The 14,126-nt window shown below is 73.3% G+C and carries 12 protein-coding genes; 11 read left to right on the top strand and 1 reads right to left on the bottom strand.

From position 1 onward, the window contains the following. Window positions 1–17: 17 nt before the first annotated feature. From ACFY32_RS13160 to ACFY32_RS13120, 9 genes are all read left to right on the top strand, one after another. Window positions 18–1,247, top strand: coding sequence for an oxygenase MpaB family protein (locus ACFY32_RS13160; RefSeq protein ID WP_390674262.1), 1,230 nt, complete (start codon window positions 18–20; stop codon window positions 1,245–1,247). Window positions 1,248–1,314: 67 nt separating this feature from the next. Then, window positions 1,315–2,538, top strand: a complete 1,224-nt coding sequence (locus tag ACFY32_RS13155) for an oxygenase MpaB family protein (RefSeq protein ID WP_390674207.1) — start codon at window positions 1,315–1,317, stop codon at window positions 2,536–2,538. Between the two features lie 71 nt (window positions 2,539–2,609). Next, window positions 2,610–4,946: a molybdopterin cofactor-binding domain-containing protein gene (locus ACFY32_RS13150; protein ID WP_390674206.1), complete on the top strand. Its 2,337-nt coding sequence runs from the start codon at window positions 2,610–2,612 to the stop codon at window positions 4,944–4,946. A gap of 26 nt (window positions 4,947–4,972) precedes the next feature. Beyond that, window positions 4,973–5,449 carry a (2Fe-2S)-binding protein gene (locus ACFY32_RS13145; protein WP_390674205.1) on the top strand — a complete coding sequence of 159 codons (477 nt, stop codon included), beginning with the start codon at window positions 4,973–4,975 and terminating at the stop codon, window positions 5,447–5,449. A gap of 409 nt (window positions 5,450–5,858) precedes the next feature. Continuing rightward, window positions 5,859–7,100 carry an SGNH/GDSL hydrolase family protein gene (locus tag ACFY32_RS13140; protein ID WP_390674261.1) on the top strand — a complete coding sequence of 414 codons (1,242 nt, stop codon included), beginning with the start codon at window positions 5,859–5,861 and terminating at the stop codon, window positions 7,098–7,100. A gap of 56 nt (window positions 7,101–7,156) precedes the next feature. Next, the gene (locus ACFY32_RS13135) at window positions 7,157–10,396 is read left to right on the top strand and encodes a glycosyl hydrolase 115 family protein (RefSeq protein ID WP_390674204.1); all 3,240 of its coding nucleotides are present in this window, start codon (window positions 7,157–7,159) and stop codon (window positions 10,394–10,396) included. 25 nt (window positions 10,397–10,421) lie between these two features. After that, window positions 10,422–11,549: an FAD-dependent oxidoreductase gene (locus ACFY32_RS13130; protein ID WP_390674203.1), complete on the top strand. Its 1,128-nt coding sequence runs from the start codon at window positions 10,422–10,424 to the stop codon at window positions 11,547–11,549. Window positions 11,550–11,674: 125 nt separating this feature from the next. Continuing rightward, the gene (locus ACFY32_RS13125) at window positions 11,675–12,331 is read left to right on the top strand and encodes a histidine phosphatase family protein (protein WP_390674202.1); all 657 of its coding nucleotides are present in this window, start codon (window positions 11,675–11,677) and stop codon (window positions 12,329–12,331) included. Window positions 12,332–12,398: 67 nt separating this feature from the next. Continuing rightward, the gene (locus ACFY32_RS13120) at window positions 12,399–13,007 is read left to right on the top strand and encodes a dihydrofolate reductase family protein (protein ID WP_390674201.1); all 609 of its coding nucleotides are present in this window, start codon (window positions 12,399–12,401) and stop codon (window positions 13,005–13,007) included. Between the two features lie 109 nt (window positions 13,008–13,116). On the opposite strand, the gene ACFY32_RS13115 is transcribed toward ACFY32_RS13120, so the two are convergent. Then, the gene (locus tag ACFY32_RS13115) at window positions 13,117–13,434 is read right to left on the bottom strand and encodes a hypothetical protein (protein WP_390674200.1); all 318 of its coding nucleotides are present in this window, start codon (window positions 13,432–13,434) and stop codon (window positions 13,117–13,119) included. 101 nt (window positions 13,435–13,535) lie between these two features. On the opposite strand from ACFY32_RS13115, the gene ACFY32_RS13110 reads away from it, so the two are divergent. Continuing rightward, a complete protein-coding gene (locus ACFY32_RS13110) occupies window positions 13,536–13,823 on the top strand; it encodes a hypothetical protein (RefSeq protein ID WP_390674199.1) in 288 nt (95 codons plus the stop codon). Further along, on the top strand, window positions 13,759–14,076 hold the full coding sequence (locus ACFY32_RS13105) for a hypothetical protein (protein ID WP_390674198.1): 318 nt from the start codon (window positions 13,759–13,761) through the stop codon (window positions 14,074–14,076). The genes ACFY32_RS13110 and ACFY32_RS13105 overlap by 65 nt, the downstream gene beginning before the upstream one ends. Window positions 14,077–14,126 lie beyond the last annotated feature (50 nt).

Genomic DNA, 14,126 nt, shown 5'->3' with positions numbered 1-14,126 from the left:
AGGAGGAGTTCGTGGCGATGGACGGACCCAGCAGGCGCAAGATGTTGCTCGCGAGCGGGGCCCTGGGGGCCTTCGGGGCGCTGAGCCTGGCCTCGCCGGCCCGCGCACGGTCCCTGTGGACGTGGGCACCGAGCGGTTCGGTGGCCGGTCAGGGCGCGGGGATCGACCCGGAGTGGGTCTGGGACGAGGAGGCCGACCGGCTGGCCGCCGCCGTGATCGACCGCGGTGACGTGCCCGGGGTCAACGCGGCGCTGCGCACCTGGACGCGCAACGACCAGGCCCTGCCCGCCGGCCTCCCCGCCGATCTGCGCGACTTCATGGAGAGGGCGCGCGAGCTGCCCTCCTGGGCGGACCGGGACAAGCTGGAGGCCGCGGCCCGGTTCAACAAGTCGAGGGGCCTGTACCTCAACCTGCTCAACGGTGTGGGCGGCGGCATGCTGAGCACCGCCATTCCCCGGGAGGCACGCGCCGTCTACTACTCCAAGGGCGGCGCCGACATGGAGGACCGGGTCGCCAAGACGAGCCTGCTGGGCTTCGCCGTCGGGGACCTGAACGCGTACCGGCCCGACGGCGATGTCATCGTGCAGGCCGTCAAGACCCGGCTCGTGCACGCGGCCGTACGGCACCTGCTGCCGCAGTCGCCGGGCTGGTCCCGCACCAGCGGCGGCCAGACGATCCCCATCAGCCAGCAGGACATGCTGGTCACCTGGCACAGCCTGCCCACGTACGCCATGCGGAAGATGCTCGAATGGAAGGTGCCGGTGCCGGCCGCCGACGCGACGGCCTATCTGCACCTGTGGCAGGTCACCGCGCACCTGCTCGGCATCCGGGACGAGTACATCCCCGCCACCTGGGACGCGGCCAACGCCCAGTCGGAGCAGGTGCTCGACCCGATCCTGGCCCCCACCCGCGAGGGCGTCGAGCTGACCGACATCCTGCTGCGCCAGCTCGCCGAGCAGACCAGCCCCGGCGGCATCGACCGCCCCCTCGTCGACGCGCTGGCCCGCTACCTGGTGGGCGATCAGGTGGCCGACTGGGACGGCATCCCGCGCGAGCCGTTCTGGGAGAAGGCGATCGCGACCGCCTGGCCGAAGCTGGTCGCCTTCCGCGAGAAGCTCATCCCGCTGCCCCTGGTGCCGCCGCTGGCGTGGACGATCGAGGAGGCGGCCCGCCAGTACATCCTCTTCTACCTCACCAAGGGGCGGGGGACGCACATCGAGATCCCCGACACCAACCGTCCCGTCTGAAGGGCGACCGGCCCCGGACGGACCGTGCGGGGTACCGGCGTCCGAACTCAAGGAGGAGTTCAGAGCCATGGAAGATGTCAGCAGGCGCAAGATGCTGGTCATGGGAGGCGCCCTCGGAGCGCTCGGGGCGCTGGGAGCCGCGTCGCCGGCCGGCGCGCGGTCCCTGTGGACCTGGGCGCCCGGCGGCTCGGTGGCGGGCCGGGGCGCGGGCGTCGACCCCGACTGGGTCTGGGACGAGGAGGCCGATCCCGTGCTCGCCGCCGTGATCGAGCGCGGCGACGTGGCCAAGGCCAACGAGGCGCTGCGCAAGTGGACCCGCAACGACCAGCCCTTACCGGCCGGTCTCCCCTCGGACCTGCGCGACTTCATGGAGCACGCGCGCAAGCTGCCGTCCTGGGCGGACCCGGACAAGCTCGCGGCCGCGGCCAGGTTCACCACGAGGAAGGGCATCTACACCGGGGCGCTGTACGGCCTGGGCAGCGGCCTCATGAGCACCGCCATCCCCAGGGAGGCGCGGGCCGTCTACTACTCCAAGGGCGGCGCGGACATGAAAGACCGCATCGCCAAGACGGCCAGGCTCGGCTACGACGTCGGCGACCTGGACGCCTACCAGCCGCGGGGCGGGATGATCGTGACCGCCGTGAAGACCCGGCTGGTGCACGCCGCCGTACGGCACCTGCTGCCGCAGTCGCCGGGCTGGTCCCGTACCAGCGGCGGCCAGACGATCCCCATCAGCCAGGCCGACGTCATGGTCACCTGGCACAGCCTGGCCACGTTTGTCATGCGCAAGCTAAAAGACTGGCGGGTCCCGGTCACCACCGCCGAGTCGGACGGCTATCTGCACGTGTGGCAGGTCACCGCGCACCTGCTCGGTGTCCTGGACGAGTACATCCCCGCCACCTGGGACGCGGCCAACGCCCAGTCCCGGCAGGTCCTCGACCCGATCCTGGCCGCCACGCCCGAGGGCGAGGAACTGACCGACGTGCTCCTCGACATCGTCGCGGAACTCGACGCGGGTCTCACCCGGCCCCTCATCAACGCCTTCGCCCGGTACACGCTGGGCGACCGCACCGGCGACCTGATCGGGCTGGACAGGGAACCGTTCTGGCAGCCGCTGATCAGCGCCGCCTGGCCGCTGCTGGTAGCTTTCCGCGAAGGGCTCATCCCCCTGCCGCTGATCCCCGAGGCGGCCTGGACGGTGGAGGAGGCCCTGCGCAAGTTCGTCCTGCTCTTCCTCTCCGAGGGCCGGGGCATCCACCTGGAGATCCCGGACGCCAACCGCCCCTCCTGAGCCGGTGCGGGGGCGCGCCCACCGGCGGCGTGCCCCCGCGCACCCTCCTGCCGACGACCCGAGTGGGAACGATGACGACTTCGCACAGCAGCGGCACCGACGGCCCGGAGCCGCGGGACCCCGTGTCCCGGCCCTTCGCCAGACGCCGGTTCCTGGGATACGTCCTGGCCGCCCCGGTGCTGACGACCGCGGCCCAGCTCGCCCCCGCGTCCGGGGCGCGGGCCGACGCCGCGTCACCCGGCCTCCCCTCCCCCGACCTCACCGAACTGATCGACCTCAACGACGTGATGACGGCGGCGGCCCTGCCGACGTCCGGCCTGATCACGGTCGAGGTGAACACGGACGGCACCGTCTCCTTCGCGCTGCCGCGGACCGAGGTGGGGCAGGGCATCACCACGTCGACCGCCATGCTGATCGCGGAGGAACTCGGCGTGCCCCTCGCGCGGGTGCGCGTCACGTTGGCCGACGCGCGGCCGGAGCTGCTGTTCAACCAGCTCACCGGCGGATCGAACACGACGTTCGCCACCTACACCCCGATCCGGGTGGCCGCCGCCCTCGCCCGTGAGCGGCTGCTCCGGGCGGCGGCCGCGCGGTGGGACACCCCGGTCACCGCGGTGACCATGAAGGCGGGCGTCGTCACCGGCCCCGGCGGCCGGAGCGCCGGCCTCGGGGAACTCTCCCGGCAGGCGGCGGGCGTACGGACCGAGCGGGCCTCCGTCACGCTCAAGCCGCGCGAGACGTTCACCGTCATCGGCACCCCGCGGGGCCGCGTCGACGCCCTCGCGGCGGTCACCGGACGCAAGCGGTTCACCATGGACCTGGACGTCCCGGACGCCCTGCCGACCATGGTGTGCCGGCCCCCGACGATCAACGGCGAGGTCGGCTCGGTGGCCAACCTGGCCGAGGTCCGCGCCCTGCCCGGGGTCACCGACGTGGTGGTGATCCCGACCGGGGTGGCGGTACGGGCGACCACCTTCGGCCGGTGCGTCGACGCGGTCCGCGCGCTGCGGGTGACCTGGCGGCCCGGCACCGCGGAGGGCAAGTCCGACGCCTCCGTGCTGAGGGAACTGCGCGCCGCCCGACTGCCGCTCGGCCCGCCGCCTCTCACGCCCAGCGTGGAGGAGGAGTTCACCTTCCACTTCCGCGGCAACAGCGCGCTGGAACCCAACTGCGCCATCGCAGACGTACGCGCCGACCGGGCCGAGGTCTGGTCGAGCCTGAAGGCACCGATCGTCGCGCAGCAGGCGATCGCCGCCTCACTCGGCCTGCCCCCGCACGCGGTGACCGTGCATGTCACCGAGGGCGGCGGCTCCTTCGGGCGCAAGCTGTTCTTCGACGCCGCGCTGGAGGCCGTCGAGGTCTCCCGGCGCATCGGCAAGCCGGTGAAGCTCATGTGGCACCGCGCGGACGACGTACGCCAGGGGCGCACCCACCCGATGGCGATCTCCCGGATGCGCATCGCCTACCTGGGCGGCACCGTCCTCGGCTACCAGCAGCGGCACACCAGCGTCGCCACCGACTACGGCCACGGGCTCGGGGAGATCCTCACCGCCATGGCCGCGAGGCTGCCCGTGGGCGACATCGGCTTCTCGGAGACCTTCTTCCAGCTCTCCCAGTCGATGCCCTACGACTTCGGCGTGGGAAGCCGTCTGCTGAGCGAGACCGACAAGGGCTTCAACACCGGCAGCATGCGCAATGTGTACTCCCCCGACGTCACCTGCGCCCGGGAACTCCTCGTCGACCGGCTCGCCGCCAGGATGGGCAAGGACCCCCGCCGCTTCCGGCACGACTTCCTGCGCGACGACCGCTTCCGGGCCGTGCTGGACCGGGCCGCCGAGGCCGGTGACTGGGGCCGGACCATGCCGGCCGGCACCGCGCAGGGCATCGCCTTCCACTCCGAGTACCACTCGGCCTGCGCGGTGCTGGTCGAGCTGGACTGCCGCCCCGAGACGGTCGGCCGCCCCGTCCGCGACGGGGTCGCCGGCCCCCGGGTCACCAAGGCGGTCGTCGCCGTGGACGTCGGCCTCGCCGTCAACCCGCGCGGTGTCGAGGCGCAGATGACGGGCTGTCTGATGGACGGCATCGCCCTCACCCTGACCTCCAGCCTGCACCTGCGCGACGGGTACTTCCTGGAGGCCAGTTGGGACAACTACTTCTACACCCGGCAGTGGAACACCCCGCCCGAGCTGGAGATCATCGTCATGCCGCCCACCACCGGCCGGCCCGGCGGTGCCGGGGAGCTGGGCGTCGCCGCCTCGGCCGCGGCGGTCGCCTGCGCGTACGGCCGGGCCACCGGCACCATGCCCACGGTCTTCCCCGTCAACCACGGCACCCTGTCCTTCGAACCCAAGCCCACCGTGCCGCCGGTCCCCGCCTCCCCCACCGACGGCCTGGACCACGTCCGCTGAAGTCCGCCCGAACCACAGGAGTTACCGTGCCCGAGCACACGTTCCGCCTCAACGGCGAACAGGTCACCGTCGACGCCCCGGACGACGAGCGGCTGCTGTGGGTCCTGCGCGACCTCCTCGGCGTCACCGGGCCGAAGTACGGCTGCGGCATCAACGTCTGCAAGGCGTGTACGAGCCACCTCAACGGCAGGGCCGCCAACCCGTGCGCCATCCCGGTGAAGGACCTGCGCCCGACCGACGAGGTCACCACCATCGAGGGGCTCCCGGCCACCGTGGGCGCCGACCTGCACCCGATGCAGGAGGCGTGGCTCGACCAGGACGTGGCCCAGTGCGGCTACTGCCAGCCCGGCCAGATCATGGCCGCCGTCGCCCTGGTCCGCCGCGTCCGCGAGGAGGGCCGCACCATCACCGAGGCCGACCTGGACGGCATCCGCAACATCTGCCGCTGCGGCACGTATCCCCGCATCCGCGAGGCGATCAAGGCGGGCGCCCGGAACATGTGATCAGGGCAGGGCGGACCCCGTGTCCGCCCGCCGCCCCTCTCACCGGCCCCTCTTACCGCCGCTTCGAAACATTCGAAGCCAACTTCGAAACACCTGGCGCTGACGGAACCTAACGGCCCGTCGGCTTCGGGTCAATACCCTTAGGCCCGGCGGCTGTCTCAGCCGTCGGGCTTTCGGAATGTTTCGGAGTCCGACGCCTTGACGTGTCGAAAGTCGGCTGCCTAACGTCGTCGTCGTTTCGTGAGAGCCCCGTGTGAACGCGCCTTTTCGGAATGCCTCGTCGTCGTGCCCGGCTGTGCGGTTCGCGGAGCTGCCCCGCTGACGGTCGGCGCCATGAAGGGACGGCACCACCGTGCGAAGAACGTCATGGATCAGCACCCCCGCCGCCGTGGGACTCCTCGTGGTCACGCTGCTGACCGCCGCCTCCACCGGCGGCGCGTCGAGCCTGCCGGGAACGGCCCCCGCGGGGCGGCACTGGGTGAACACCTGGGCGGCGATGCCGCAGTCGACGGAGCCCGGCAACATGCCGCCGGCGCCGTTCACGCAGGACAAGGCCGTCCTGGTGGACAGCACCCTGCGCCAGACCGTGCGGGTCACGGTCGGCGGGGAGCGGATCAGGCTGCGCTTCTCCAACGCCTTCGGCGGCGCTCCCCTGCCGCTCACCTCGGTGTCGGTGGCCCGCCCGGCCGGCGGACGGGCCGGGACCGCCGCCATCGAGCCCGGTTCGGCCCGTCCGGTCACCTTCCAGGGCTCCGGATCGACGATCGTGCCGGCGGGCGCGCAGGCGGTGTCCGACCCCCTGCCGTTCCGCGTGCCGGCGGGCAGCAACCTGACGGTGACGACGTATCTGGCCGAGGGCCAGGCGTCGCTCGACATCACCTCGCACCCCGGGTCGCGGACCACGTCCCACCTCCTGGCCGGCCGGCACGTCGACGCCGCGGACCTGCCCGGGGCGACACCCACCGACCACTGGTACTTCCTCAGCGGGATCGAGACCTGGGCACCGGCGCGTACGGACGCGGTCGCGGTCGTCGGTGACTCGCTGACCGACGGGCGGGGCTCGACCACCAACGGCAACGACCGGTGGCCCGACCAGTTCTTCGACCGGCTGCTGTCCCGGCCCGGCGGCGCGGCGGACACCGCCGTCCTCAACCAGGCCGCGGGCGGCAACCGGGTGCTGAACGACGGACTCGGCCCCAATCTGCTGGCCCGCCTCGACCGCGACGTCCTGGCGCAGAGCGGTGTGCGGTGGCTCGTCGTCCTGGAGGGGGTCAACGACATCGGCACGGCACCGGCCACGCCCGCCGCGCAGAAGGAGGTCGCGGCCCGGCTGATCGCCGCGTACGAGCAGATCGTCGTCCGCGCGCACGCCCAGGGCATCAAGGTGTACGGGGCGACCCTGCTGCCGTTCGGCGGCAACGAGATGTACGACGACCCGGCCGGTCTGCGGGAGGAGTCCCGGCGGACGGTGAACGCGTGGGTCCGGGCCGCCGGCCACTTCGACGCGGTGATCGACTTCGACGCCGCGGTGCGGGCCCCCGACGCTCCGGAACGCCTGCTGCCCGCCGCCGACGTGGGCGACCACCTGCACCTGAACCCGTACGGCTACCGGCTGCTGGCCGGCGCGGTGCCCGTCCGGCTGTTCCGGTGACCCCCGCGCCCGCTCCCCCGTCCCGATCGTCCCGCTCCGCTCCGGAGGTCGAGTCCATGAGCAGGTCTTCCGAAGGCGGCACCCCCGCCGCCCCGTCCCCCCGCCGGCGTACGGTGCTGGCGGCGGCCGTGGCCACCGCGGTGACCGCCGGTGCCGTCGCCTCCCCCGCGGCGGCCGCCGTCCCGGCCTCGCCGTTCGGGCCGGGCGCCGCCGGGAGAGCGGGGGCCGCCTCCGGCCCGTACCGCCGGTTCGTGTCCTTCGTCCCCGGCAAGGGCGCCTTCCCGCTGGTGGCGGGCGGACGCGCGGCGCCGCTCGTGGTCGACGGGGGCGACCACCCGGGGGTGCTGCGGGTCGTCGGGGATCTGCGCACCGACATCGGCCGGGTGACCGGCACCGAGCCCGCCGTGGCGCACGGCCCGCGCGAGACGGGGGCGAGGGACCTGGTGCTGGTCGGCACGCTGGGCCGCAGCCCGCTGATCGACGCTCTGGTCGAGGCCGGGAAACTCGACGTGTCCGGTGTCGCGGGGAAGTGGGAGACCTCGCTCCAGCAGGTGGTGCCCGATCCGCTGCCCGGTGTGCGGCGCGCCCTCGTCGTCGCGGGCAGCGACCAGCGCGGGACGATCTACGGGGTGTACGAGGTGTCCCGGCAGATCGGGGTGTCGCCCTGGCACTTCTGGGACGACGTGCCGCCGCACCGCCATGACGAGCTGTACGTGCTGCCCGGCCGCCACACCCAGGGCACCCCGGCGGTGAAGTACCGCGGCTTCTTCGTCAACGACGAGAACCCGGCGCTCGGCACCTGGGCCCCGGCGTACTTCGGTCCCGGCCTCGCGCCCGGCTTCCCGAACGGCTTCAACCGCAAGTTCTGGGAGAAGGTCTTCGAGGTGATGCTGCGGCTGAAGGCCAACTACCTGTGGCCCGCCGTGTGGGGCCGCGCCTTCGCCGAGGACGACCCGGAGAACCACGCCACCGCCAAGCGCTACGGCGTGGTCATGGGCACCTCCCACGAGGCCCCGATGATGCGGGGCATCGAGGAGTGGAACCGCCACGCCGTCGCCGCGCAGCGCGACGCCGCCGGCGACATCACCGTCCCGGGCCACGACCCGTACGGCGGCACCGGCGAGTGGAGCTACCGCCGCAACCGCGCCGCCATCGAGGCGTACTGGCGCGACGGGGTCCGCCGCATGGTGGAGGAGGACTTCGAGGGCGTCGTCACCCTCGGCATGCGCGGCAACGGCGACGTCAGCCTGCCCGACGGCGACGGCATCGAGCTGATGGAGTCCATCCTCGCCGCCCAGCGCCGCATCCTCGCCGAGGAGGCCGGGGCCGACCGGCTCACCGGGATACCGCAGGTGCAGACGCTCTACAAGGAGGTCCAGCGGTACTGGGCCGAGGGCCTGCGCCCGCCCGAGGACGTCACGGTGATCTTCTGCGACGACAACTGGGGCAACCTGCGCAAGCTCCCGGACCGGTCGGCCGAGCCGCGTGCGGGCGGCTACGGGATCTACTACCACTTCGACTACGTCGGCGGCGGCCGCAACTACAAGTGGGTCGACACCGTCAACCTCGTCTCCACCTGGGAACAGCTCCACCTCGCGTACACCTACGGCGTGGACCGGCTGTGGGTGGTCAACGTCGGCGACATGAAGAACCACGAGCTGCCCCTGCAGTTCTTCCTCGACTACGCCTGGGACCCCGACCGCTGGCCGCTGGAACGCCTGCGAGAGTGGGAACGGGCGTACGCGGAGGAGAACTTCGGCCCCCGGTACGCCGCCGCCATCGCCGACGTGCTGCACACGTACGGGGCGCTCCAGGCCCGCCGCAAGCCCGAACTGCTGAACCGCCGGATCACCCTGGACCCGGCGAAGGACCCGGCCACCGACTCCTCCGCGGTGGTCTACGACGACCGGCGCAGCCCGTACCACCTCAACCACTACCGTGAGCTGGAGCGCGTCACCGACGAATGGCGGCGGCTCGCGACGCGCGCCGAGCGGATCGGGGCGAAGCTGCCGGCCGAGCGGCGGGACGCGTACTTCCAGCTCGTGCGCTACCAGGTCGAGGCGACGGCGAACCTGTACGCGCTGCGCGAGGCGGAGTTCACCAACCTCCACTACGCGGCGCAGGGCCGGGCCGGGACGAACGCGCTGGCGGACGCCACCGACGCGCGTTTCGCCGACGACCAGGCACTGTCGGACCACTACAACAACGAGCTGGCCGGGGGGAAGTGGAAGGGCTTCCAGACCCAGCCGAAGATCGGTTACGGGGACGTGGCGCGCTACGGCCCGGACGCGCCCTGGCAGCAGCCGCAGACGCCGAACCATGTGGCGCTGCCCGACGAGGTGTTCCCGGCGGTGCGGCGCGTCGAGGTGCCGGCCGGGGCGGAGATGGGCGTCGGCATCGACGGCTCCGACGCGTGGTGGCCCGCCTCGGACGCCCCGGCGGTGCTGCCCGCGCTGAGCCCGTACCGGACCGCTCCCGACCCGTACGTCGAGGTGTTCAACCGGGGCCGGGAGGCGTTCGCGTACCGGATCGAGTCACCGGTGCCCTGGCTGACGGTCCGGCCCGCGCGGGGCCGGGTGACGGACCAGGTCCGCGCGACGGTACGGGCGGACTGGCGCCGGGCGCCGCACGGGACGACCGAGGTGCCGCTGACGGTGCACGGGCCGGGCGGCGCCACGGTACGGGTGACCGCCCGGGTCGAGAACCCGCGGCTCGGGGTGCGCGAGGGGCGCCGGGGCTTCGTGGAGGCGTCGGGATACCTGGCGCTGGAGGCGGCCCACGCCACCCGGGCGGTGGAGACCGGCGGGGTCACCTGGCGGGAGCTGCCGGACATCGGACGGACGGGGTCCGGGATGACGCCGTGGCCGGTGACGGCGCCGAGCCGCACCCCGGGCGGGAACGGCCCGCGCCTGGAGTACGAGGTGACGCTGACGACCGACCCGGGGACGGTGCGGGTGCTGGTGTACCTGTCGCCGCGCAACAACGTGCTGCCGACGGAGGGCCTGCGGTACGCGGTGTCGTTCGACGACGCGACGCCCCGGACGGTGAACGTCACCCGGGCGACGGGCGCCGACGACACGTCGATGAACAAGCAGTGGGAGCGGAACACCTCGGACAACACCAACCTGACCGTCACCGAGCACCCCCTGTCCGGTCCCGGCACCCACACCCTGAAGTTCTGGATGGTCGACCCGACGGTGATCGTGCAGCGGATCGTGCTCGACACCGGCGGTCTGGAACCGAGCTACCTGGGCCCGCCGGAGAGCCACCGGGCCGGCCGGACGACGCCGTCATGACGCCCGGGACCGTAGGTTGGGGGCCATGAGTCCCCGTATCGCTGTGGTCGGCGGTGGCCCCGCCGGCCTCACCTTCGCCCGGGTCATGCACCGCCACGGTCGTCCCGTCACCGTCCTGGAACGCGATCCCGCCCCCGACGCGCGTCCCCCGGGCGGCACGCTGGACCTGCATGAAGGAATGGGCCAACTTGCTCTGAAAAAGGCGGGGTTGCTGACGGAGTTCGCGGCGCTGTCCCGGCCCGAGGGGCAGGCCATGCGCGTCCTGGACACGGACGGGACCGTGCTGCGCGACTGGCGGCCCCGCCCGGACGACCGGGCCAATCCCGAGATCGACCGCGGGCAGCTCCGCGACCTGCTGCTCGGGCCGCTGGACGTCCGCTGGGGGCGGTCCGTGACGGAGGTGGTGCCGGACAGCGGCCGGGACGGCGTGGCGGTGTGCTTCGCGGACGGGCGGCGGGAGAGGTTCGACCTCGTGGTCGGCGCGGACGGTGCCTGGTCCCGGGTCCGCCGGGCACTCTCGCCGGCGACCCCGCGGTACACCGGCGTCACCCTGGTCGAGACCTCCCTGGACGACGTCGACACCCGCCACCCCGGCCTGGCCCGACTGGTCGGCGACGGTTCCCTGGCGGTGTACGGCGTCAACCGCTCGCTGGTCGCCCAGCGCAACAGCGGCGGCCACGTCAAGGTGTACGCCCAGGCCCGCGTGGAGCCCGACCGGCAGCCGGGCCTCGACCCGGCCGACACCGAGGCCGTGCGGGCCCACCTGCTCGCCCTGTTCGACGGCTGGGCCGCCCCCCTCCTCGACCTCCTGCGCCACGGCACTGCCTTCGCCCACCGCCCCCTGCACGCCCTTCCCGCGCCCCACACCTGGCCGCACGTCCCCGGGGTGACGCTGCTGGGCGACGCCGCTCACCTGATGCCGCCGCTGGGCGTGGGCGCGAACCTCGCGATGCTGGAGGGCGCCGAGCTCGCCGAGTCCCTCGCCGCCGCCTCCGGTCCCGGCGGCCCGGACGAGGCCGTCCGCGTCTTCGAGGAACGGATGTGGGAGCGGGCCGGCCGGTGGGCGGAGATGACGCTGGCCGGCCTGGACCGCCTCGTCGGCCCGGACCCCGCCCAGGCCCTCGCCCTCTGGGACGAGGTCCAGCCCTCCTGACCGACGGTCCTCGCCCGTGCCGGCGGGCTGTGCCGGCGGGACCGAGGGGGCGGCCCGCCGTACGCCGCGCGGGGCCGTGGCAGAGTGGGGGTTCCGCACCAACGTACCTGGAGACCGACTCTCACATGCGCTTGCTGCTCATTCGCCATGGCCAGACGCCCTCCAACGTCAAGCACCTGCTGGACACCGCCGTGCCGGGCCCCGGACTGACCCCGCTGGGAGAGGAACAGGCGGAGGCGCTTCCTCAGGCGCTGGCGCGGGAGGACATCGGCGCGCTGTACGTCTCGACCCTGCTGCGCACCCGGCTCACCGCCGCGCCGCTGGCCGCCCGGACGGGTCATGAGGTCCTCGTGCGGGACGGGCTGCGGGAGATCTCCGCCGGTGACCTGGAGATGCGGGGCGACGAGCAGGCCGTCGACGTCTACCTCACCACCTCCTTCGCCTGGGCGGCGGGCGATCCGGAGCGCCGGATGCCGGGCGGGGAGGACGGTACGGAGTTCCTGTCGCGTTTCGACGCCGTCGTCGCCGAGGCCGCGGGCACCGGGGCGGGGACGGTCGCCATGGTCAGCCACGGCGCCGCGATCCGTACCTGGGTGGCGGCCCGCGCGGCCAACGTCGACGTCGGGTTCGCCTCCACCCACGAACTGCGCAACACGGGCGTCGTCATCCTGTCCGGCACACCCGACGAGGGCTGGCGGGTGCTCACCTGGGAGGGACGCTCGCTGGGCCCCGACAGCGGTGCCGCCGGCGCGAGCGGGCCCGCGGGCGAGACCGTCGGCTGAGCCGCCCGCTGTTGCGCGGTGCCCGGCTGCCGTACTGTCGAGGCCCGTTCCCGAGGAGGGCTGCTCGATGCGCAGCGTGACCTGTTCGATGAGCGTCTCGCTCGACGGCTACATCGTCGGACCCGACGGCGGTTTCGACTGGACGGCGCCCGATGAGGAGGTCTTCCGCTTCGCCACCGAGGAGGTGCGGGGCGCCGGCGTCCACCTGCTGGGGCGGAAGCTGTACGAGACGATGCTGTACTGGGAGACCGGCGACCACGACCCGTCGCTCGGCTTCCCCACGCACGAGTTCGCCACGCTCTGGCGGGCGCTGCCCAAGGTGGTGTTCTCCACCACGCTGCGGGAGGTGCGGGGCGACGCCCGCCTGGCCTCCGGCACCCTGGCGGAGGAGATCGAGAAGCTGCGGGCCGAGCCGGGCGGGGGCGACATCGCGATCGGCGGCGCGACCCTCGCCGCCGAGGCCGCCGCGTCGGGGCTGATCGACGAGTACCGGGTGCGGGTCCACCCGGTCCTCGTCGGCGGCGGCGTTCCGTTCTTCCCCCGGGACGAGCGCCGGGTGGACCTCGAACTCGTCGAGACCCGCACCTTCGGCGCGGCGATCGTCCACCTCCGCTACCGCGTGGCGCGCCGGCCCGGGGTCGTGCCCGGTCCGGGATCGGGCACGCGCGGACGATGACCGGACCACCGTGACCGACTGCGGACGACCACGGTTGTGATGGAAACGCGGATGCCTGTCCGCCGGTGCGACGCAGGCGTGCCGGGGACGGTACGTCGCCCTCGGCCGGTCACAGATCGGTGATGTGCTCGGTCTTCCCGCGTACGGAGTCGAGGACGTTCATCACCGCGTTGTGCCGTCCCTCGCGTGCCGCCCGGTCCGCCGGTACCAGTCGCGCGGCGGTCCGCTCGGCGTAGGTGTCCGGGTCGCCGAAGGCGGTGCGCGGGTGCTCTCCCGTCTGCGCGCAGTGAGCCGTGACCTCCTCGACCGCCTGGAGGACGATCGCCCGGTCCACGCCCGGCCGCATGGCCAGCCGTACCTGGAAGCGCGCCATCCACTTCTCGCGGTCCTTTCCCGCCGCGTCCGTCGTGCGGTCCTTCTTCGCCACGTGCTCTCCCGGGTGATCGGCGTCCGTCCGTCGTGTGGGGGGACGCCGGTACGCCGAGCGGGGTTCCGTGGGCGCACATGCGGGAAGGGAGGAGTACCGCCGTGCACGGCCGCGTCGCCGACGAGCTGAACGGCGCCGAGCCGCTCGACGCGGTCGTGCACAACGCCGGCGTGTGGAGCGGACCGGCGGTGATGCCGGTCGACATCGTCGCCCCTTACCTGCTCACGGCCCTGCTGCGCGGGCCGCGCCGCCTGGTGTACGTGAGCAGCGGCCCGCACCTCGACGGCGCCCCTCGCCGCCCGCGGGAACCGCACCGCGCGGTCCGTGACACGGCGTTCCGGGACCGTCTCGTGGAGACCCTCGCGGAGGAGACCGGCGCCGCGCTCTGAGGCGGGGGCACCTTCGCGGCGGGGGCCGTCCTGGTGGTCATGCCTGGAGAAGTTCGAGCTGATCGCCTCCGGGCACGGCATCGCGCTGCTCCCGCTGAGTGTCGCGCGGGCCTACTCCCGCCCCGGCCTCGCGCACGTTCCGGTCACGGACGCCCCCGGCGCCGAGACCTGTCCGGCCGTTCTCGCGGACCGGCGGGACAGGCTGCTGCACGACTGCCTGGAGGTCGCCGCCTCGGCCCTGCGCGAGGCGTGAACGGTCACCGGCGAAACCCCCGGGGGGCGTTCATGCTGGTGAACAGAAAT

The organism is Streptomyces sp. NPDC000134, from assembly GCF_042899225.1.
GTDB lineage: Bacteria > Actinomycetota > Actinomycetes > Streptomycetales > Streptomycetaceae > Streptomyces.
Note: the sequence above shows the minus strand (reverse complement) of the source record. Positions and strands in the feature narration are given on the sequence as shown.